26 protein-coding genes and 1 tRNA gene are annotated in these 19,925 nt (G+C 61.5%); 8 read left to right on the top strand and 19 right to left on the bottom strand.

Features of this window, described 5'->3' with window-relative positions; all coding sequences use genetic code 11:
• Nucleotides 1-52: 52 nt before the first annotated feature.
• The 3 genes from CJ178_RS27645 to CJ178_RS27635 are packed head-to-tail and all read right to left on the bottom strand — an operon-like array spanning nt 53 to nt 1,577.
• On the bottom strand, nt 53-484 hold the full coding sequence (locus CJ178_RS27645; RefSeq protein ID WP_033234250.1) for a DoxX family protein: 432 nt from the start codon (nt 482-484) through the stop codon (nt 53-55).
• Between the two features lie 47 nt (nt 485-531).
• Nucleotides 532-894, bottom strand: coding sequence for a GntR family transcriptional regulator (locus CJ178_RS27640; RefSeq protein WP_033234249.1), 363 nt, complete (start codon nt 892-894; stop codon nt 532-534).
• Nucleotides 894-1,577, bottom strand: a complete 684-nt coding sequence (locus CJ178_RS27635) for an SDR family oxidoreductase (protein ID WP_095888713.1) — start codon at nt 1,575-1,577, stop codon at nt 894-896. The genes CJ178_RS27640 and CJ178_RS27635 overlap by 1 nt, the downstream gene beginning before the upstream one ends.
• A gap of 95 nt (nt 1,578-1,672) precedes the next feature.
• On the opposite strand from CJ178_RS27635, the gene arsC reads away from it, so the two are divergent.
• On the top strand, nt 1,673-2,026 hold the full coding sequence (arsC, locus tag CJ178_RS27630; protein ID WP_033234248.1) for an arsenate reductase (glutaredoxin): 354 nt from the start codon (nt 1,673-1,675) through the stop codon (nt 2,024-2,026).
• A gap of 3 nt (nt 2,027-2,029) precedes the next feature.
• On the opposite strand, the gene arcA is transcribed toward arsC, so the two are convergent.
• Nucleotides 2,030-3,247, bottom strand: coding sequence for an arginine deiminase (arcA, locus tag CJ178_RS27625; protein WP_033234247.1), 1,218 nt, complete (start codon nt 3,245-3,247; stop codon nt 2,030-2,032).
• 61 nt (nt 3,248-3,308) lie between these two features.
• Between arcA and CJ178_RS27620 the strand changes: the two genes are divergently transcribed.
• Entirely contained in the window at nt 3,309-3,794 is a 486-nt protein-coding gene (locus CJ178_RS27620; RefSeq protein ID WP_045069243.1) for an FABP family protein, read from the top strand.
• 7 nt (nt 3,795-3,801) lie between these two features.
• On the opposite strand, the gene CJ178_RS27615 is transcribed toward CJ178_RS27620, so the two are convergent.
• The 3 genes from CJ178_RS27615 to CJ178_RS32920 form a co-directional block, all read right to left on the bottom strand.
• Nucleotides 3,802-4,293, bottom strand: a complete 492-nt coding sequence (locus CJ178_RS27615) for a DUF2505 domain-containing protein (protein ID WP_033234246.1) — start codon at nt 4,291-4,293, stop codon at nt 3,802-3,804.
• Between the two features lie 52 nt (nt 4,294-4,345).
• Nucleotides 4,346-5,194, bottom strand: coding sequence for an SDR family oxidoreductase (locus CJ178_RS27610; protein ID WP_095888446.1), 849 nt, complete (start codon nt 5,192-5,194; stop codon nt 4,346-4,348).
• Between the two features lie 117 nt (nt 5,195-5,311).
• Nucleotides 5,312-5,467 carry a hypothetical protein gene (locus tag CJ178_RS32920; RefSeq protein ID WP_165826315.1) on the bottom strand — a complete coding sequence of 52 codons (156 nt, stop codon included), beginning with the start codon at nt 5,465-5,467 and terminating at the stop codon, nt 5,312-5,314.
• Between the two features lie 500 nt (nt 5,468-5,967).
• Here CJ178_RS32920 and CJ178_RS27605 point away from each other — a divergent pair, with 500 nt between their 5' ends.
• Nucleotides 5,968-6,384, top strand: coding sequence for a helix-turn-helix domain-containing protein (locus CJ178_RS27605; protein ID WP_033234244.1), 417 nt, complete (start codon nt 5,968-5,970; stop codon nt 6,382-6,384).
• Nucleotides 6,385-6,433: 49 nt separating this feature from the next.
• Here CJ178_RS27605 and CJ178_RS27600 read toward each other — a convergent pair whose 3' ends face one another.
• The 3 genes from CJ178_RS27600 to CJ178_RS27590 are packed head-to-tail and all read right to left on the bottom strand — an operon-like array spanning nt 6,434 to nt 8,737.
• On the bottom strand, nt 6,434-7,447 hold the full coding sequence (locus tag CJ178_RS27600) for a hypothetical protein (RefSeq protein WP_033234243.1): 1,014 nt from the start codon (nt 7,445-7,447) through the stop codon (nt 6,434-6,436).
• Entirely contained in the window at nt 7,444-7,905 is a 462-nt protein-coding gene (locus CJ178_RS27595; RefSeq protein WP_045069236.1) for an ImmA/IrrE family metallo-endopeptidase, read from the bottom strand. Before CJ178_RS27595 ends, CJ178_RS27600 begins: the two co-directional genes overlap by 4 nt.
• A gap of 46 nt (nt 7,906-7,951) precedes the next feature.
• Nucleotides 7,952-8,737 (bottom strand): hypothetical protein, encoded by a 786-nt coding sequence (locus CJ178_RS27590; protein ID WP_143547542.1) that lies wholly within the window; start codon nt 8,735-8,737, stop codon nt 7,952-7,954.
• Between the two features lie 27 nt (nt 8,738-8,764).
• Between CJ178_RS27590 and CJ178_RS32530 the strand changes: the two genes are divergently transcribed.
• Complete coding sequence (locus CJ178_RS32530; protein ID WP_179300851.1) at nt 8,765-9,082, top strand: hypothetical protein; 318 nt, start codon at nt 8,765-8,767, stop codon at nt 9,080-9,082.
• Nucleotides 9,083-9,417: 335 nt separating this feature from the next.
• Here the strand turns inward: CJ178_RS32530 and CJ178_RS27585 are convergent.
• From CJ178_RS27585 to CJ178_RS27565, 5 genes are all read right to left on the bottom strand, one after another.
• Nucleotides 9,418-9,493 (bottom strand) — tRNA-Ala (locus CJ178_RS27585).
• 88 nt (nt 9,494-9,581) lie between these two features.
• Complete coding sequence (gene sepX, locus CJ178_RS27580; RefSeq protein WP_033234241.1) at nt 9,582-10,319, bottom strand: divisome protein SepX/GlpR; 738 nt, start codon at nt 10,317-10,319, stop codon at nt 9,582-9,584.
• 243 nt (nt 10,320-10,562) lie between these two features.
• Nucleotides 10,563-11,198 (bottom strand): GNAT family N-acetyltransferase, encoded by a 636-nt coding sequence (locus CJ178_RS27575; RefSeq protein ID WP_033234240.1) that lies wholly within the window; start codon nt 11,196-11,198, stop codon nt 10,563-10,565.
• 57 nt (nt 11,199-11,255) lie between these two features.
• The gene (gene glp / locus CJ178_RS27570; protein WP_033234239.1) at nt 11,256-12,515 is read right to left on the bottom strand and encodes a molybdotransferase-like divisome protein Glp; all 1,260 of its coding nucleotides are present in this window, start codon (nt 12,513-12,515) and stop codon (nt 11,256-11,258) included.
• A gap of 125 nt (nt 12,516-12,640) precedes the next feature.
• A complete protein-coding gene (locus CJ178_RS27565) occupies nt 12,641-13,552 on the bottom strand; it encodes a UTP--glucose-1-phosphate uridylyltransferase (protein WP_033234238.1) in 912 nt (303 codons plus the stop codon).
• Nucleotides 13,553-13,611: 59 nt separating this feature from the next.
• On the opposite strand from CJ178_RS27565, the gene CJ178_RS27560 reads away from it, so the two are divergent.
• The 4 genes from CJ178_RS27560 (at nt 13,612) to mscL (ending at nt 16,009) form a co-directional block, all read left to right on the top strand.
• Nucleotides 13,612-14,187: a 5-formyltetrahydrofolate cyclo-ligase gene (locus tag CJ178_RS27560; RefSeq protein WP_095888712.1), complete on the top strand. Its 576-nt coding sequence runs from the start codon at nt 13,612-13,614 to the stop codon at nt 14,185-14,187.
• A 158-nt stretch (nt 14,188-14,345) separates the two neighbouring features.
• Nucleotides 14,346-14,654 (top strand): FmdB family zinc ribbon protein, encoded by a 309-nt coding sequence (locus CJ178_RS27555; protein ID WP_033234236.1) that lies wholly within the window; start codon nt 14,346-14,348, stop codon nt 14,652-14,654.
• Nucleotides 14,655-14,745: 91 nt separating this feature from the next.
• Nucleotides 14,746-15,489, top strand: a complete 744-nt coding sequence (locus CJ178_RS27550) for an SAF domain-containing protein (protein WP_095888444.1) — start codon at nt 14,746-14,748, stop codon at nt 15,487-15,489.
• Nucleotides 15,490-15,586: 97 nt separating this feature from the next.
• Nucleotides 15,587-16,009 carry a large conductance mechanosensitive channel protein MscL gene (gene mscL, locus CJ178_RS27545; protein WP_033234234.1) on the top strand — a complete coding sequence of 141 codons (423 nt, stop codon included), beginning with the start codon at nt 15,587-15,589 and terminating at the stop codon, nt 16,007-16,009.
• A gap of 63 nt (nt 16,010-16,072) precedes the next feature.
• Here the strand turns inward: mscL and CJ178_RS32915 are convergent, their stop codons facing one another.
• From CJ178_RS32915 to CJ178_RS27530, 4 genes are all read right to left on the bottom strand, one after another.
• Nucleotides 16,073-16,246 carry a hypothetical protein gene (locus CJ178_RS32915; RefSeq protein WP_165826316.1) on the bottom strand — a complete coding sequence of 58 codons (174 nt, stop codon included), beginning with the start codon at nt 16,244-16,246 and terminating at the stop codon, nt 16,073-16,075.
• 7 nt (nt 16,247-16,253) lie between these two features.
• Nucleotides 16,254-16,751: a MogA/MoaB family molybdenum cofactor biosynthesis protein gene (locus tag CJ178_RS27540; protein ID WP_179300869.1), complete on the bottom strand. Its 498-nt coding sequence runs from the start codon at nt 16,749-16,751 to the stop codon at nt 16,254-16,256.
• Nucleotides 16,752-16,831: 80 nt separating this feature from the next.
• Nucleotides 16,832-18,325, bottom strand: coding sequence for a S1C family serine protease (locus CJ178_RS27535; protein WP_095888711.1), 1,494 nt, complete (start codon nt 18,323-18,325; stop codon nt 16,832-16,834).
• Nucleotides 18,326-18,516: 191 nt separating this feature from the next.
• On the bottom strand, nt 18,517-19,896 hold the full coding sequence (locus tag CJ178_RS27530) for a HAMP domain-containing sensor histidine kinase (RefSeq protein ID WP_202025801.1): 1,380 nt from the start codon (nt 19,894-19,896) through the stop codon (nt 18,517-18,519).
• Nucleotides 19,897-19,925: the final 29 nt, after the last annotated feature.

Below are 19,925 nucleotides of genomic sequence, written 5' to 3'. Positions count from 1 at the left end.
AGCAATAGCGAAGGCGGGCCCGACACCTGCCGGACCCGCCCCGAAATACGCCTTACGCTGCGGTTTTCAACCAGCCGTTGCCTTTGCCAATCAATCCGTCCACGCTGATGCGACCGGCTCCGATCGTGGCGATCAGCAGCGAACCGACACCGAGCGCAAGTACCAGTTCGTAGCCACCAGCGTCGACGAAAATGCCGTTGCCCGAGTGCACGATGAAGAAGGCGCCCACCATGTCGAGGAACAGCAGCACACCGACAAGCGGAGTCAGCACGCCGGCAATGAGCAGGATTCCGCCGCCGAGTTCGATCGTGGCTGCGAGAATCGCCGACACCTTGGGCAGGGGCGCGCCCATCATTTCGAATGACGCCTGCGTTCCGGCGATCTTGTACGTGAAGAACTTCTGCCAACCGTGGGCGATGAAGATGATGCCAAGGCCGATGCGAGCGATGAGGAGTCCGAGGTCACGGACGATCGACGAATTCATGGTGCAAGCCTGACAGCTTTAAGTTGAAGCGTCAACTTAAGGCTGCGTCACGCGCCTCTCAACGCGGCCTCGACCATGGTCAGTATCTCGTCATCCGAATATCCGAGCGCACGCACATCTTTCACGAAAGCCGTCGCCGCCTGCTCCGCCTGCGCTCGTACCGGATCACTTCCCGACGCAATGAAGGTGCCCTGCTTCCCGCGGGTCTCGATCACCCCCTGCTCGCCGAGCACCCGATACGCTTTTGCGACGGTATTCGCCGCCAAACCCAGGTCCGTTGCCAGCGCCCGAACCGTGGGAATCTTGGCCCCCGCTATCAGCCCCCCGGTCTGTACCTGTTCGATAATCTGTTGGCGTAGTTGGTCGTACGGCGCCACGGAAGAACCGTGGTCGATCACGATACCGGTCATCACAAGGCATCAACCGCGTCGCGAACAAGATCGGAGCCGGACGTCAGAACCAACGTCTTGCCGACACTCGCGGGCGCATCGATCACCGCCTCGATCACCGCCGCTACATCAGCCCTACTGACCGATCCACGCGCGACCGGAGGCTCGGCCAGAGTTACCTCACCGATCGGATCGTCATCGGTGAGTAGCCCCGGACGAATGATCGTCCACTCCAAGCCCGTACGAGAACGCAGATCGTCCTCGGCGGCCGTCTTGGCTTCGAGGTACGCGGCAAAAACCTCGTCGGTCCCCTCCGCAACCGGTTCGCCGGCGCCCATCGCACTGATCTGGATGAAACGACGAACACCCGCTTTTTCCGCCGCGTCGGCAAGCCGGACCGCTGCCGCCCGATCGACTGTGTCCTTACGCGCAATTCCACTCCCCGGACCGGCTCCCGCCGCAAAAACTGCAACATCGCACCCGGCCAGCACCTTCGCGAGTTCGTCGACGGTGGCCGTTTCCAGGTCGATCACTACGGGAAATGCGCCCAACGTTCGGACCGCACCCTCGTGATCCGGATTGCGGATCAGCGCAACCGGCCGATCACCATGTCCGGCCAGCAAAAATATGAGGTGCTGCGCGATCTTGCCGTGACCTCCGGCAATCGCCACTCGCCGTTCGTCGACACTTCGATGTTCCGTCATCATCCACTCCTCGTACGTCGGTACTTCAGTCCAGCGCACCGGAAGGGGCCGTTTGTTCCCACTTCCCGACCGGGCAGCTGATCACGCCAGGCACAATGACGACCATGGCCTCTGCAACGATCTTCCACAATCAACGGTGCAACACCTCACGAACTGTCCTCGCCCGGCTCCGTGAACACGACATCGAACCGACCGTCGTCATGTACCTCGATACACCGCCTACCCGTTCGGAACTGGAAAAACTCCTCTCCGACGCCGGCCTCACTCCCAGCCAGGCAGTTCGTAAGCGTGAATCGCAGTACAAGGAACTCGGGCTCGCCGACGCATCCGAGTCCAAGATCCTCGACGCCATGATCGAACACCCGATTCTCATCGAACGCCCCTTTGTCGTCACTGACAAGGGCACTGTCCTCGCCCGCCCGGCAGACAAGGTCGAAGAAATCCTCTAGGCATCACAACGGATCGCGGGCGATCGGACAGGACATGCACCGGGGACCACCCCGGCCGGATCCCAGTTCCGACCCCGCGATCCGGAGCACCTCGATCCCCGACGCCTCCAGCCGCGCATTGGTCTCGACATTGCGCTCGTATGCGACCACCACACCGGGTTCAATTGCCAGAGTGTTGTTTCCGTCGTCCCACTGCTCACGTTCGGCAGTCACCGTGTCCAATCCGGTGTCGATGACCCGCAGCTTCCCGATCCCCATCGCGTCGGCGGCAGCCTCGAGGAACGGGTCAGCACCTCGTATGCTCACGCCGTCATCCTCACGCCGAATAGTGAAGGCCGACAATGTGTTCTGAATCGCCGGATACATGACTACGGCGTCGGCCTCCACCATCGTGCACACCGTATCGAGATGCATCGACGCGCGGCGCTGCTCGATCGGCACCACCAACACCGTATGCGCCAAATCGTCGTCGAACACACTGCGCGCCAATGCTTCCGCCCCCGCCGGCGACGTCCGCTCACCCACACCGACGGCAATCACGCCCGGAGCGAGTAGCAGCACATCACCACCTTCGACCGGAGCGGTATGCGATTCGTACGCCCGCCGCACCCCCCGAAACCGAGGATGATGCGCATACACCAGATCGGTGATCGACGACTCCCGCGCCCGCGCAGACAACGCCAAGGACGTAATCACCACCCGCGGCCCGATCCAGAACGACGAATCACGCGTGAACAGCAGATTGGGCAGCGGATCGATCACAAAATCCCCGCCGTGGTGCATCCGCCGCACCAGCGACGTCGACGACGCGTCGATCGGGAGTTCGTCGAAAGTCATACCGGCGGTGAGGATGGACGACAACTCCGCCGGCGGCACACTGCGTAGGTACGACGACAGATGCTGCCCCAGCGAGTGCCCGATCTTCCGTGTGTCCACCGCAGCCGAGATTCCTTGAATCCGGGCCGCACCACTGACCGTCAAGGCTTCGGCGAGCAGGTCCGCAAGCAACAGAACCTCGACACCGTGCTCACGCAGCACCGACGCGAACTGATCGTGCTCGTCCTGCGCCCGATCAACCCACGGCAAACCGTCGAAAAGCAGTTGATCGTTGTTTCGCGGGGTGAGCCGCTTCAATTCGTCGCCGGGACGATGCAAGATGACCGAACGCAACCTACCTACCTCGGAGTCGACACCGAGCGAGACGGATCCAGAACCGTTCATGGATAAACAGTATTCCCGTCGGTGCGTAATCTGATGGCCGACACCAGTGAGAGGAACCACCATGACGGCACCACAGCGACCCGAGAACGAACACCGAGGGGTCGAGTTGTTGCGTGGACGCTGGGCCGGCACCGGTAGCGGACACTTTCCGACGATCGACGATTTCGAGTACTCCGAGGAAATCGTCTTCGCTCCGACCCCCAAACCGTTCCTGACGTACAGCTCACGCACACGTGGCTTGCCCGACGGCCGCCCACTTCACATGGAATCTGGATACCTGCGCCCGGTCCCCGGAAACAAGCTCGAATTGCTGATCACCCAGCCGACCGGTTTTGTGGAGATCCACCGCGGCAGCATCGACGCCGAGGGCACTCTTGCCTTCACACTGTTGACACTTGCGGCGTCACCGGATTCCAAGCCCGTCACCGATGTGCGACGCGTAGTGCGGGTTCACGAAGACACACTGACGTACGACATCTGGATGGCACACGATCAGACACCGCTCACTCATCATCTGCATGCCGAGCTCCAGCGCGTCGACGATTAACGCTCTTTCACGGATTGAGTAGGAACGCTTCGACGGCGTCGTGATCGCGGCGCAACAGATCCTGAGCCATATTCTTCAACAGCCTTTCGATCTGGCCGCCTAGAACCGGAATCTTCACCTCTGCCCAGCCGTCGACGTTCAGCACGGAGCGAGCGTCGCCTGCTTCGGCCAATTCCAGGTCGACCTCGATACGAATAGGCAATCCGTGCGCTCTCCCGGTCACTGATCCGACCGCCCGGCCGTCGGATAGCGGACCCCACCGATCGGCTCGCTCGACACCGAGGCGGTCCGGAACCAGCTTTGCAACCAACCCCGGCAGTGCCGACGATTCGAGCTCGTCGGTTAGCGACACCGCTATCGCTCCGCCTCCGTCTTCGATAACTGCCTTGGAATACAGGTCGCCAAGTCTGATCATCCAATACCGAGTATCTGTCAATGCCGCATGAACCTTCTCGGGCGGAAAGTTGAATTCGATACCAAACCGAAAACTCTTTGACATTTGGTGACCTTGGTCCCTATGCGAGTTGGCACTGGTTCTGAAAGGCAGCTAATTACGAGCGCGGTAACAGCTTGGCGAACTGGTCATTCGCTTTCTGCATAACAAATTCATAGGGCGGAGAGAACTTACGAGCCCACCAATAACCGAACCTGATGTCATTGGATGTATAGACCAGATATCGATTCTTCTCGATACCGGAGACAATGCACTCCGCCACTTTCTCCGGCGAAACCGCACGCTTCTCGAAGCGATGCACCAATGACTTGACTCGCGGGTCGTCCCGATCGATGCCCGCGATGTCGACGGTGCCCACCAATGGAGTCTTCACCCCACCCGGAACAACGAGGCTCACACCGATGCCGTGACGCTTCAGATCGAACCGAAGTACCTCCGAAACGCCTCGTAGCCCGAACTTGCTGGCGCTGTATGCCGCATGCCAGGGCAGAGCCAGCAGGCCGGCGGCCGACGAGACATTGACCAGATGACCGCCCTTTCCGGCGCGGATCATCGGCGGAATGAACGTCTCCATGACATGAATGGGACCCATGAGATTGACGTCCACCATTGCTCGCCAGTGACGATGCTCGAGGTTCTCGATTGTTCCCCAGGCCGATATGCCTGCAATGTTCATCACGACATCCATCGATCCGAACTGCTCGGCCACTTCTGCGCCGAATTTGGAAACGGCGTCGTAATCGGAAACATCGAATGCCTCCGCCACACTGACGGTACCGCCGGCCGAGGACACCATTTCGACGGTCTCATCAAGACCGGAACCGTTGATATCCGTGAGAAACAACTCTGCCCCGCCAGCGCCCGCCGCAATCGCTGTAGCTCGACCGATACCGCTACCCGCACCCGTGATCAGGCACTTCTTTCCATCGAGCGACCTTATCGACATGGCTTTACACTCCCCCGCGGTAGCACTGTGGACATGCAGGGAAGTGTACGCACGCAGCATCTAGCGGCAGGGGTTATGTCCGCTTCATTCCAAGCCGAAGTTCTCGGCCCAGCTGCGCTACAGGCGTTGCGCCATCTGATCCTGGTAGTCACGCATGGTGCGCTCGATTTCGTCTGCCGCGTCGCGGTCTCCACGCTTGCGCGCATCGAGGGCACGATCCTGGAGCGCGCGAATCGCCCGGCGTAACTCTTCGTCACTCATGATGTGTTTCATGTCACAATCTTGCGCCAACTATCAGGCCATGGCTAGTGGCGAACGTCGTTACGACGAGCCACAGACGCCCGTATCCGACAAACTTCGTGCCACATTTGAGCAAATCGGGGCAAAGGTCCCGACAATACGCACTCCAGAGGTGAACTGGAGTCGACCGAGGCCTGAACTGCGATTATTCACACAGTAAGAACCACCAAAACCGGGTTAACGTATAGCTACTGCAGGCAAAACGGGTAAACGGTTCGTTATGGTGACAATATGCAGCACTGCGGTAGGTCTCTACTGCCCACACAATTGGTCCTATTGCGATATCGAGCGGCCCGAAATTACCCGCGAACTCGACGGAAGCATCCCCCGAGTTCCCATAAATACCGAACTCAACTTTGCACCCAAAGCCCACCGAATGGACTACAGCGAGCTACCAATCGGTTATCCGCGTGATATCGTGGGATTCGCTGAACGAACAATCGCTGATAGAGAGGATTACGGGGCGGTTCACAATGGCTGACTTTGCAGAACGACTGAACAAACTGTTCGACAGTGTCCATCCTCCCGGGCGCAAGCCCCACACCAACGCCGAGGTCGCCTCCGCGTTGATCGAGGACGGCCACCAGATCTCCAAGCCGTACATCTCACAGCTCCGCTCGGGACAACGCACCAACCCGTCGGACGAGACTGTCGCTGCTTTTGCGCGCTTCTTCAAGGTGAAGCCCGACTACTTCTTCAACGACATCTACGCCGCGAAGATCGATCACGACCTCGAACTGCTCGCACAGCTCCAGGGTTACGGTCTGCGTCGATTGTCGAGCCGAGCGTTCGATCTGTCTGAAGAGTCGCAGAACCTTCTCACGACTATGGCCGAAAAGCTCCGTGCAAGCGAAGGACTACCCGAAGTCCCACCAGACGCGTCACGTTGACGCGAGGCTAGGGCTGTCCCTAGACGACACTGAGCAGGTCGATCGACACCTATCGGCCTGCTTTTGTCGTATTCGGCTGGGCTTCGAACTTTTCGTAGTCCCTAGCCAGAACCAAGACCCATCTCCTGGCGGACATACCGTCAGGAGGCGCAATCCAACGGGTATCGAGAACATCTGATTCCAGTGGATTCACAATCCACTCCGTCAATATCTCGGAATGCGTGGCGAGCGACCTCGGCGGCTCCCTTCCACCGACGTCGAACAACCCGGCACCTGCCTGGATGTACATGGCGTCCATGATCTGCGCGATCATGTCCGACGCCTTGAGCACTGTTGTGGTTGCCGCACTGTCGACATCCACAACCTCCGGGAATCGCTTCACCAGCAGACCGTGTATGCCCCCTAAACGCTTCAGGTCCAAGCGCGCTCGCACCCATGTCTCGGTCAACATCCACGTGATGCCCAGCGCGATCAGCAAGCCCGCCACCGACACGAATTGCACGCCGGCGCCGGACCAGATACCCGACTCGAGTGCGTTCGCCCCACGCACCGACTCGACCAGCATGACCACGACAACAATCAGCAGAATCATCGAACCCACGACGATGAGTCCGATTCCGCGGCCCAACGGCGCCCACGCAACGTGCCGCAGTCCGGTCGAGATAACCAACGCCAGCGCGACAACCACAAAGAGCAAAGCCGGCATCGGATAACCGACGCCCACGGAAATCGACACAAGCAAGCCGACCGTATACAACACGATCGCCACGACGCGCATCGCAGAACGCGTCATCACAGGCCACGCAGACACCGCGCCAACCGCGCTTGCTGCCGACAAGAACACCCACAACACGACAACAACCATCGCTGAAAAGTGCTGATCAGGCGCAATTCTGTCCACGATGTCCCACACCCCGGGGACAAGCACCGTAGCCATCAACGCAACACCGAATCCGGCGATAACCATGGCCGTACGCAGCGGCGTGGCAACTCGCGCCACCACGCGCCCAAGCCTTGCACCTGCTGCGATCCACACCACCAAGGCAATTGCCCAAGCGATCATCCGATCGCCTCGTCGTACCGCAGCACCGACAACGGCGTCCCACGACCGCTCATCGTCTTCAACCTCATCAACAGCATCGACGCAAAGGTCTCCGCTTCCCACTCTGCAAGGTCATCCATCGGCACCGGCTCGTTGCGGCGCAGCGATCGCTGGCTGAGCATGTACGCGATCAGATCATCGCTGGCTTCCAACGTCGCCTCCGCGATCTCCGCCCCTTCATGCCGAAACACGATGTGCCCCAACTCATGTGCAAGAGTTCGCTCGACATTGGGTAAGCCCGGTGCCAGAACGATAACGTCATGATCGTCGAACGCGCGCCGTTGACCGCACACACCCGTCGCCAACGGAGTCTGCAGATCGATCTCGATCGGCCGCTCACGCTCGAGCGCCACAGCCTCCACCACCGTCAACAAATTCACCGCCTCCGACGACGCAGCAGCATCACACACCGCGTCCACCGCAGCAAGAACTCGACGATGCGAACGCCTGTTTGTCGGCACTGTCCTACACACCTCTTCCTGATCGGGGTGCCAGGAACTCAGCCCGCGCCGCTGCCAATCGAGCCTTCTGCATCGAAGCGCCCCTGAACGTCAATGCGCCTGCACCCGCCGCAACCAACGTCATTCCCGCGAGGCCACCTACCACCGCAGCAGCATTCTGAATTGGTGGCAATCCTGAGGTGAAGACCACCGGGAAAGCTTGCGGGTCGTCACTTTGTGCCGAAGCCGAGGAATTCGGGCCATCCGTTTGCACCGCAGCAGCGATCGGTGCCGGTGCAGCCAAGATTTGAGGTGCTGCCGGTGTGGCGGCGCCGCCTACGCCGCCGGACGGCCCGGACGCCGGCGACCCACTTTCGGCGGACGGGCCCTGAGGATTTTCCGGTCCGGCCGGAGCCGCCGCCACCGAAGTTTCGCTGGACTGTTCTGAACTTGTAGTTGCCTCAGCACTTGTCGACACCTCAGTCGAATTGCTCGGCTCCCCGGGTTCCGTCGAGTCTGTCGTCGTTACGACCGGATCGGTAGTCGTGGTCGTCACTTCTGGATCAGTAGTCGTCGTTACGACCGGATCGGTAGTCGTCGTTACGACCGGATCGGTAGTCGTCGTCACTTCCGGATCAGTGGTCGTGGTCGTCACTTCCGGATCAGTGGTCGTGGTCGTCACTTCCGGATCAGTGGTCGTCGTTACGACCGGATCAGTAGTCGTGGTCGGGACCTCTGGTTCAGTCGGGTCCGTCGTCGTTACTTCCGGATCAGTGGTCGTCGTCATAACGGGATCGGTCGTCGTGGTCACGACTGGACTCGTCGTCGTGCAGTGGTGGTGGCAACCACCGCATCCGTTGCCCCAACCATTGCCGTTGCCGTTGTTGCCGCACCCGTTGCCGCACCCGTTGCCCCAACCATTGCCGTTATTGCCGCAGCCGTTATTGCCGTTGCCGTTATTGCCGTTGCCGTTATTGCCGTGTTTATCCAAGGCATCAGCACTGGGAATGTCGGTGGCGTCGGTGACGGTGGTGTCAGCGCTGGCATCGCTGTTTTCACCTGCACCGGGTTGAGCCGAAACGACAGTCGGAAATACAGAAATAGCGAGGAACCCCACACCCGTCAGGCACAAGACAGCTACAAGCGCCATGACTAGCCGTCGTGGCTGGCTCATCAAATTCCTCCCGACAAAAACGTTCTAGCTGCATGCACAGGCGCAGCGACACAGTGAGATTATCGTCGCGACGTCACGGTCGTTACATGTCCAGAAAATAACTGGCCCACCAAGGATCATGCCTCAACCGGTTCGAAACCGGGTTCGGTGGGCCCCAGCGGCTGTATGAAACTGCACACACCCGCACATTCTTCGCGAGTCGCGGCGATTTGTCGACCGACCGGTCTGTAACAAAACAGGTCCCTCAGCGCTAGCTGAAGGACCTGATCGGTAACTGATTACTGGGTGGAACTGATTACTGGATGGAGCTGATTACGTGGTGGAGCTGAGGGGAATCGAACCCCTGACCTCTTCGATGCGAACGAAGCGCGCTACCAACTGCGCCACAGCCCCTTGCCACCGCCCGAAAGCGTGTGCTCGGCAACTCTAGCAGGACCGAAGTCCGAGCCTCGAGTTACCCGCCTCCGAAACGATGAACGTTTTACTGACCCGATGCGCGTCGCATTTCCGACTGCATCGGCACTTCCTCGTAGTGATCGAGGTGGTCGAACGCCGGGTCTCCGTCGTCAACTTCCAGGACTACTGCGCCCGGTCGGCGCAGACGAGAAGGAATCAGGCGCAATTCCTCGTCTGTGTGTGATTCGACGCCCAGACGTGAACGGTTGAGCCGTTCAGTGCGACGGCGGCGAATTTCCTGCTCGATGCGCACTTGCCGGCGCAGATATGCCAAGTAGCCGACGAGACCGGCAAACGACAAGGCACAGAGCCACCACACCAGGGGCGAGACGATCAGCGCGAGTGCACCGGCCATGATCGAGACGAAGGCAAGTCCGAGAAGGGTGCGCTGGCGAAACGTGTAGCGCGCTTCTCGGGCGACGGCATCGGCTTCGGGATCGAATCCACCGCGGCCGCGTCGGACAGGCACGAACTCCCTGACCGGGGCACGGCCACCGCTGTAGTCGCTGTCTTCTGCGTGAGTGTCCATCTGGTCCTCCGCGTCGTAGCTGCTGCGCACTGGTTCTGGTTGCCAGTTCGGATCGCTTCGATGTCCGGCTGCCGGTCCGCGTCGCACAGGATTGCTGTCGCCGCGGTGAAGTACGCGAGTCGCAAGAGCCGCTTCGCTGGTCTGACGGATCCGGGGGCGCTTGTTCACGAGCATGGGCACGAGCACGAACAACCAGACGGCCACGAGCCCGATCCACACGAATGAACTAGGCATGCCGCGACCTCCTCCCGATCACCTACCAGCACCTATGCCAGCCGTTGATGAATCAAGGTTAACGGCCGACCGGCTCGCATCGTTGCCGACGCGCCGAACCCCACCTTACTCATGTGTCACACGCGTACCGAACCGAACTGACCGATCCGCCGGAATTTGTCGGAGGAAAAGTTGAACTCGCAATGACCCGGCCTAGCAATTTTGATGACAATTCGGCCGGTAACTACCTTTTAACTAGGGACTTCATACCCAAGACGCACGACCGGAGCGCACAAGCCGATCCACAACTGTGGTGGGAATCTCTTCAATCGTCATCCCCACAAGCACATGATCGCGCCACTGCCCGTCGACGTCGAGGTACCGGCGTAGGAGTCCCTCTTCACGGAAGCCGACGTTGTGGAGCACGGCGCGCGAGGACGAATTCTCCGGACGAACAGTTGCCTCGACACGATGCAATCCCACCTGCGAGAAGGCATGGTCCAACGTGAGCGCCACCGCAGCTGTCGCCACACCACCACCCGTGACATCCGACGCAACCCAATAACCCACCCAAGCGGAACGCAACGCGCCGCGAACGATGTTGCCGATGGTGATCTGCCCGCAGTAATTGCCGTCCAGCTCGATCACCCACGGAAGTATCCGGCCTTTGCGCGCCTCGGATCGAAGACTTCCGCACAACGACGGCCACACGGTGATGTGATGCCGGGCATCCCACGGCGATTCACCGGTCGGTTCCCACGGCTCGAGATGCTCTCTATCCCGAATGCGCAATCTGCTCCACGCGGACGCGTCGCGCAACCGAATCGGCCGGACGGTGACCACACCGGCAGCCACACGAATCGGGCCCAGCTTCTCGGGCCATCCGGGATGGACTGACATCACACCTCATTCGGTTGGAAAGTCGAAGCGGCGCACCGGAAGTGAGCCAGCCGTGACTCAGCCACGTTGGGCGAGAAATGCGACGTCGACTTCTTCACCGATCTGCACTTCGGTGACATCCCGGTCGACGAGTACCAGGCAATTTGCTTCGGCCAACGTCGCCAACAGGTGGGACGACGCGCCCGCGGCGCCACCGAGAGCCTGGACCAGGTACTCCCCCGTTGCCTCGTCGCGCATCAACTGCCCACGAAGGAATCCTTTACGGTCCGCGATCGACGTAATCGTTCCCACCGTTCGGGCCTTCACGATGCGACGCATCGGCTGGCGACGACCGAGCGCGATCCGGATGAGCGGCCTGACCATGACCTCGAACACCACGAGCGCACTGACCGGATTCGATGGGAGCAGGAAGGTCGGTACCTCGTCACGCCCGAGCTGACCGAACCCTTGAACTGATCCCGGATGCATCGCGACCCGCTCGACCTCGAGCGTTCCCAGTTCGGACAGCGCATCGCGGACCTCGTCGGACGCTCCACCGCCGACAGCTCCCGCGATGACCACGATCTCGGATCGGATCAATTGCCCCTCGACAACCTCACGCAACCGGCGAGCATCCGATCCGGAAATGCCAACCCGGTTGACGTCGGCTCCGGCGTCACGAGCAGCCGCAGCCAGAGCATACGAATTCACGTCGTAAACCTGGCCGGGTCCCGGAGTTCGGTCGATGTCGACCAGCTCGCCCCCGACGCTGATGACCGATAGCCGTGGACGCGGATGCACCAGAACTTTGTCACGGCCCACTGCCGCGAGAAGTCCGACCTGGGCAGCGCCGATGATGGTTCCCGCCCGAACAGCGACATCGCCCGGTTGCACGTCGTCACCCGCGCGTCGTACGTAGTCTCCTGAGCGCACCGGCGCAAAGACTCGCACGCGGGCGCGGCCACCGTCGGTCTGCTCCAGCGGGAGAACCGCATCGGCCAACGTGGGCAGCGGCGCGCCTGTGTCGACGCGCACAGCTTGCCGTGGCTGTAGCCGGATCGGCTGACGCGAACCGGCCGTGACCTCACCGACGACAGGCAGGCTCAAGTCGATCGGCTCGCCGTCCTCGCCACGCAGATCCGTGCCGGCACCCGCAACATCGACGCTACGGACTGCGTATCCGTCGATGGCAGCCTGATCGAACCCTGGCAGCGGCCGCTCGGTGACCACTTCCTCGGCACAGAGCAACCCCTGTGCCTCCGAAATGGCGACACGAACCGGCCGGGGCGCAACTGCAGCGGCTGTGACCCTGGTCTGCTGCTCCTCAACCGACCGCATATGGACTGCGTCCTCCTACTTTGTCGCGAAACTCGTGTTACCCGCAGCCCATGATGCCTTGCCACACGATTGGCCGGTCATCTCGATCCTGCGTCAACTGCTGTGCGGAGATGTCCGAACTATCCCTATCGTTCGAGACGAGCAACCAACCACTCTCGCAACGACGGGCCGTAGTCATCCATGTCCAGTGCGAAGTCAACCGCAGCGCGGAGGTAACCGCCGGGATTTCCGAGGTCGTGTCGAGTACCGCGATGAACGACGACATGCACGGGGTGGCCTTCGGAGATGAGAAGCGCGATGGCGTCGGTCAGCTGCAATTCACCACCGGTTCCGGGCTTGATGCGTCGCAGTGCGTCGAAAATGGCGCGATCGAGCAGGTATCGACCAGCGGCAGCAAACGTGGACGGCGCATCCTCCATAGCCGGCTTCTCGACCATCCCGATGACCTTGAGCACGTCGGGGTTGGTGGCGTCCGGCACGATTTCGACGTCGAAGACGCCGTATGCGCTGACTTTGTCCTTGGGAACTTCGATGGCGCACAAAACCGAACCGCCGCGCTTGGCGCGTACCTTGGCCATGGTTTCGAGCACACCTCTAGGCAACACGAGATCGTCGGGCAGAAGAACCGCGATCGCATCCTCGTCGTCGTCGAGGACAGCCTCGGCGCAACCGACCGCATGCCCCAAACCGAGTGGCTGATCCTGGATCACGGAGTCGACTTCGAGGAGTCCGGGTGCCTTACGCACCTTGGCCAGTAGAGCGAGCTTTCCACTCGCTTCCAGCTTGCTTTCGAGGACAAGATCCTCGACAAAATGCGCGACAACCCCGTCTTTGCCGGGCGAGGTCACGATGACCAGGCGCTCAGCGCCGGAATCGGCGGCCTCCCCGGCAACCAGTTCGATACCCGGGGTGTCGACGACCGGCAGCAATTCCTTGGGAACGGTCTTGGTGGCCGGCAGGAAGCGGGTACCCAATCCGGCAGCAGGAACCACGGCCGTACGAAAGGCCTTCTTGTTGCTAGCGACCACGTCTGTCATGCCAACACCCTAACGGCAGCTTGTTACCCGATGGTCAGCACGATGCATATCGTGAAGTGGTGGAACCTCGAGAAAAAGAGCAATGGCGACAAACAGTGCTGGCCGGGCGGCGTGCGATATCGGAGCAAACTCGGAGCACCGAATCGTCGGCACTCACGGCGCACTCGCTTGATCTGACAATCCCGGGGACGACTGTCTGCGCCTACGTTCCGACCAGGACCGAACCTGGAACCACTGACCTGCTGGACGCGCTGGCAGCCGTCGTAGATCGAGTTCTCCTGCCGATCACCGGCGCACCCGGCCCGCTGTCCTGGGTCGAGTACACGGGTGTCGACGCACTTCGCCCCGCTGCGTACGGGCTACGGGAACCCGTCGGACCGGTACTACCACCGGAAACGATCGCGCTCGCCCACACTGTCTTCGTCCCGGCCCTCGCCGTGGATCGGCGAGGCACTCGGCTGGGACGCGGCGCCGGGTACTACGACCGCACGCTGGGATTGGCGTCGCCGACTGCCAGGCTCGTCGCGGTAGTTCGCGACTCGGAGCTCGTCGAACAGCTCCCCGCAGATCCGCACGACATTCCGATGGGCTGGGCGCTGACCCCGACTGCGGGTTGGACCCGACTGGACCGATGAGGCGGCCGCCACCATTTCTCGCGCAGTGGGAATAGACACGTAATTAGCGCTGTTGGCACTGTCACTTGTAGAGTGCTAAGGGCTGCGGTGTCAGAACTGGCTCGACAGCACTCGCCAGCCCTGATGAAGCACTTAGATCACAATGCGGAGGAAGCCCGGTGCCTACCTACTCATACGCATGTACGGAATGTGACAACCGTTTCGACATCGTCCAGTCGTTCAGCGAAGATTCGCTGACGGTCTGCCCAGCCTGCTCCGGCAAGCTCCGCAAGCTGTTCAACTCGGTGGGCATCGTGTTCAAGGGCAGCGGTTTCTACCGCACCGACAGCCGAGGTGGCTCCAGCACGGCCAGCGAACCCGCCAAGAGCGATTCCGCTCCGGCCGCAAAGTCCGAGTCGTCGACCAAGTCCGAGTCGTCCTCTTCGTCGACCAGCACTCCGGCTCCGGCAAAGGCTGCAGCCAGCTAGTTCGAGCACGACTTTCTCCACAACCGCGAGGTTGTCCACAGGCAGATAACGGTAGGGCCGAAAAGCACGCTTTCGGCCCTACCGTTCGTCTATGCCACCACCATCACCGTCCGGGCTGTTCCGCGCACGATCTCGGAGTCACGGCCGATCCAGACCGCAGAATTTCGGTGAAGTCGACCTCACGCCCAGCGTCGTCGACCGCCTGGTTGCGATTGCAAAGCCCAACCGCGCACGAGGCTCGGCAGTTCGAAAAATCGCCGCACTCACTCTTGCCGTGCTCGGGATTGCGCTGCTGTTTCGCGGCGATCCGGACTCCGATACCGTCCGGGTTGTCACCGCGGCCCGCGATGTCGCTCCCGGACAACTTGTCACCGACGACGATCTCGGAATCAGCGAGTTCTCTGCCGATCACCTTCCCGACGGGACGCTTACCGATTTCGCCGACGTTGTGGGCAGCACCGTCGCCGGGCCCGTTCGCCGCGGAGAAATCGTCACAGACGTCCGAGTTCTCGGGTCGCGTCTGGCCCGTGAGTCCACGGGAACCGACGACGCGCGAATTGTCCCGGTCCGACTCGCGGATGCCGCAGTTTCTGACATTGTCCGTAGCGGAGACATTGTCGATGTACTCACAGTTGAGGCCGACACTCCGAAAGAGCAGACAAACGACAACAACCCCACGATTCTTGCGTCGGGCGCCGTTGTTGTCATGGTCACCGCTGCGGAAAGTACACGTAACCAGCAAGAACAGGTGATCATGCTGGCATTGCCCACCGAGGCGGCTACTCGCGTCGCGGCCGCATCACTGGTCAACGCCATCACCGTGACGTTCAAGTAAGCAAACACATTGATGCTTGCTCCTTTAGGATTTTTGCATTCGGCTCTCTCCAGAGAACCGACACGTTCATCTCACACACAATTCGGGGGACACCGAAATGCTCAAGGGATTCAAAGACTTCCTGCTCCGCGGAAACGTGCTCGACCTGGCCGTTGCAGTGGTCGTGGGCGCAGCGTTCACCGCGATCGTCACGGCCTTCACGTCGAACATCATCAACCCACTCATCGCCGCCATTGGTGGATCCGACGAATTGGGCTGGGGAAAGGAGATCATTGCCGGCAATCCCGAAACCTTCGTCAACATCGGTGCCGTGGTCACCGCGATCATCAACTTCGTCATCATCGCGGCAGTTGTCTACTTCGTGCTGATCGTTCCCGCGAACGCGGCCAAGAAGAAGTTCGTCACCGAACCCGAGGACAAGGAAGCCAGCGAAACCGATCTGCTCATCCAGATCCGCGACATCCTCGCTTCCGGTGTAACCGACCCCGACTCCGGCGCCCACGCCAAGAGCTTCGACTAGCGTGCACCTGACAGATCAGGCCCGCCCCGGACATTCCGGGACGGGCCTGATCTGTCTGATACGTCAACCGCCGTGATGCGGCGGAACCTGCCTGCGTAACCACTCGTCATCCGACGAACGGGAGGATCCTTGCGGATCACGCTCGTCGGACGTCGTCTCCGGGAACACATCCCCGAAAATGCGCGCCAAAGCCTCTTTGTCGACAGGCTTCTTTTCTGCGCTCTGTTCGTCGGACAACTTCTACTCAGCCCTCGAGGCTGGACAGTTCGGCGATCACATGGCCCGCCAAAGCCGTCAACGTTGCCATGCCGTCACGGATCGCGGGGCGCGTCGACGCCAAATTGGCGACGACGGTGCTGCCCGAGACACCGACCAAGCCGCGGGACAAGCCCGCTTCGAGCGATCCTGCGGACAACCCGGACGCCCGCAGCGCCTCGGCAATTCCCGGGATCTCCCGATCGAGCACCTCAGCCGTCACGTCCGGTGTCACGTCGCGCGGTGACACTCCGGTACCGCCGACCGAGATCACCAAGTCGACACCACCGATCACCGCGGTATTGAGAGCGTTCCGGATTTCCACCTCGTCGGCGGCAACTGCAACCGTCGCGTCGACGTGAAAACCTGCTTCGTTCAGCAGTTCCGTAACCAACGGACCGATGGAGTCGGTGGTATCACCGTGAGCGGTGCGATCGTCGACGATGACAACCAGGGCGCGGCCGGCCGATGTGGCTTCGAGTTCCATGACTCCTACCGTAGTGCCGCGCCCCGAATCAGTTGCGGTCCGGCCGAAGATCGGGGTGATCGTCGGCCGGTCGCCAACTGTCACCGCCCACCTTGCGCCGGGGCGGTTCCCAGCGTGACGTCGACGGTCTTCTGCTGGCCACCGTCGGTGTACGTGATCGACACGGTGTCGCCGGGAGCGTGCGACCGCACTGCCGCGATGAGCGAATCACCTTCTGCGACAACACGATCGTCGACCTTCGTGATGACGGCACCCTTCGGGATTCCGGCCTTGGCTGCCGGACCGTCAGCGGTGACGTCCATAACCGTCGCACCATCCGCGTTGTCCTGCGAGGGCACCGTCACACCGATCATGGCCTGAGTGGCCTTGCCGGTTTCGATCAACTCGTTGGCAACACGCCTGGCCTGATCGATCGGAATGGCAAAGCCGAGTCCGATCGACCCACCCTGCGTGCCCGACGAGGCTCCCAGTGACGCGATGGCCGTGTTGATACCGATCAACTGTCCGTCCATGTTGACCAGTGCGCCACCCGAGTTACCCGGGTTGATGGCCGCGTCGGTCTGCAGGGCATCGATAACCGTGTTCTGGTTGCCCGACTCGCCGCTGGTGGACACCGGTCGATTGAGCGCCGAGATGATGCCCTCGGTGACCGTTCCGGCCAGCCCCAACGGTGAACCGACTGCAACAACCTGCTGACCGACCACTACCTCGGCCGAATTGCCCAGGTCGATCGGCGTCAGATCATTGCGACCCTCGACCTTGATGACGGCGATATCTGAAACCGGATCGGCACCGACCAGGGTTGCCGATGCCTTGCTTCCGTCGGAGAACGACACACTCAACTGCGCACCGGAGGCGCCGGCAACGTGATTGTTGGTCAGGATGAGACCGTCGGAGGACAGAATCACGCCGGATCCTTCCCCACCGGAACCCTGAGCTGTGGCCACCTCGATCTGGACCACACTGGGCACGACCTTCTGAGCCACGGCCTGCACCGAACCGGCCGGCGCGTTGGACGTGTTGGTTGCTGTCGGCTTGGCAGCGTTGAGCGAATTGGTGACGGTTCCGCTGCCACCGTTGTTGTCCGCCACAATCGCGCCGACCGCACCGCCGACACCGCCGCTGACGAGCACCAGCGCAAGCGCGCCGGCTACCAGTGCCATGCGCTTCGACTTCGGCTTGGCCGGTTCGGGATCAGCGTTGGGTCCGCGCAGCGCAGCGGGGATCGGTCCGCCGGGTCCGCCGGGTCCGGCAGCGCCACCTGGTCCGGCGGGGCCGGCCGGGCTCGCTGCACTCTGATAGGGCGACTGCTGCTGGTGAGCAGCCTCATGTGCGCCGTAGTGCTGCCCGAACGACTGCGTGGGCTGCTGCCCGTAGCCCGGCGCCTGATGCTGCTGGGTCGGGTAAGGCTGCTGCTGCGTCGGGTAAGCCTGCGTGGGGTTCTGCTGGGCAGGATTCTGCTGGGCAGGATTCTGCTGGGCAGGATTCTGCTGGGTCGGGTAAGCCTGCGTCGGCTGGGGCTCGTTGCTTGGCTGCTCGGGCCGGTCAGGCCCAGTGTTACGGTCCTCGGTCATCGGCTCGCTTTCGTCTCGGTGACCACCGTATTGGTTGGTCACAACTCTGTTGACTACAAGACTGCCTTGCGCTGCTGAGAAGCCGCTGAGACTCACCTGTCACTTTGCCCAGAGTTTGCACCGATAATTCTGTGCACCCTGCTCACTTTTCGAAAAGCACTCTCGCTGAACACATTACCCACGGTGTCCAGTTATTCGGCGATCGGACCCGGCTCCCCGGGAAGCACGATCCGAACCAGTGCCCCACCACGATCGGATTCCTCGATCGCAATGGTGCCACCGTGCTTGATCACCACCTGGCGCACTATCGCAAGTCCCAGACCGGATCCCGGCATGGAACGCGCAGCGGTGGACCGGTAGAAACGATCGAACACCAACTCCCGATCTTCCTCCGGAATACCCGGTCCCGCATCACTGACGGTCAATTCCAACAGTCCTTGACCGACTGGGCGCATCTCGACGCGCACCTGCTCGCCCTTGGGACTCCATTTCGCAGCGTTGTCGAGGACGTTGAGTACGGCACGCGAGAGTCCCGCTTGATCGCCGTAGACGAACCACGGCGTTGTCACGGCCTCGAATTCAATTTCGTTGCGGCGTCGACGCGCACGTTCGAGTGATCGTTCGACGACGTCACTGACATCAACGCGCTCGTACACCGTTTCGGGTGCGTCTTCTCGCGCGAGATCGACGAGGTCACCGACAAGAGTCGACAGCTCTTCGATCTGTGCCACGACGTCGGCTCGCAGTTCCGCCATGTCCTCGTCCGGAATTTGTGGTGCCCCTGGCCGGCTCGACGCGATCAGCAGCTCCATATTGGTGCGGAGCGACGTCAGCGGTGTGCGCAGTTCGTGACCGGCGTCGGCGACGAGGCGACTCTGTCGTTCCCGGGATTCGGCAAGTGCCCGGAGCATGGTGTTGAAGCTCTCGGTGAGGCGCGCCAGTTCGTCGCTGCCGGATACGGGGATCTGCGTCAGATCGTCGGTTCGGGCAACGCGTTCGGTGGCATCCGTCAACCGGGCGATAGGTCGTAAACCTGTGCGCCCCACCGTCGTACCGGCTACCGCGGCAAGTATGACGCCGCAGCCACCGACGACAAACAGCACCCAGGCAAGTCGATCGAGCACTGCGACGGTCGGCTCCAACCGCTGCGCGATCACCAGCGTGCTTCCGTCGTGGGTTCGTTGCGCCAGCACGCGCTGGCCTTCGACCGTCCGCAGTGACGACTCTGCGGTGCCCCGCGCGACGGCGAGTTCGGGTTCGCCGATCGGGACGTCGGACCCTGGCGGCTGATACGTATCGAGGTTCGAAAAGACCAGGGCCACACTGATATCGGTGGTGTACAGGGTGGCACCGGTGATGTACCGGGGATCGAAACGCACGATGTTGCTGTCAATGAGAACCGATGCGCGAGTGCGCAACTGGTGATCAACGTCGGCGTACAGCGCACGTGAGACCACCGCATAGGCAGCGATGGCCATGACAGCGACGGCTACCGCAACGACGGACGCGGCCAGCAATGTGACCCGCCATCGCAGCGACACCGATCGGGTCAACGGCATGGGCGGGCGCATCCCGGCCGCCGAGCCGTTCGATGTGGGAG

It is taken from the genome of Rhodococcus sp. ACPA4 (assembly GCF_002300185.1).
In the GTDB taxonomy this organism is placed as follows: Bacteria; Actinomycetota; Actinomycetes; order Mycobacteriales; family Mycobacteriaceae; genus Rhodococcus_F; species Rhodococcus_F globerula.
The sequence above is the reverse complement of the archived record's forward strand: the minus strand, read 5'-3'. Positions and strand labels throughout refer to the sequence as shown.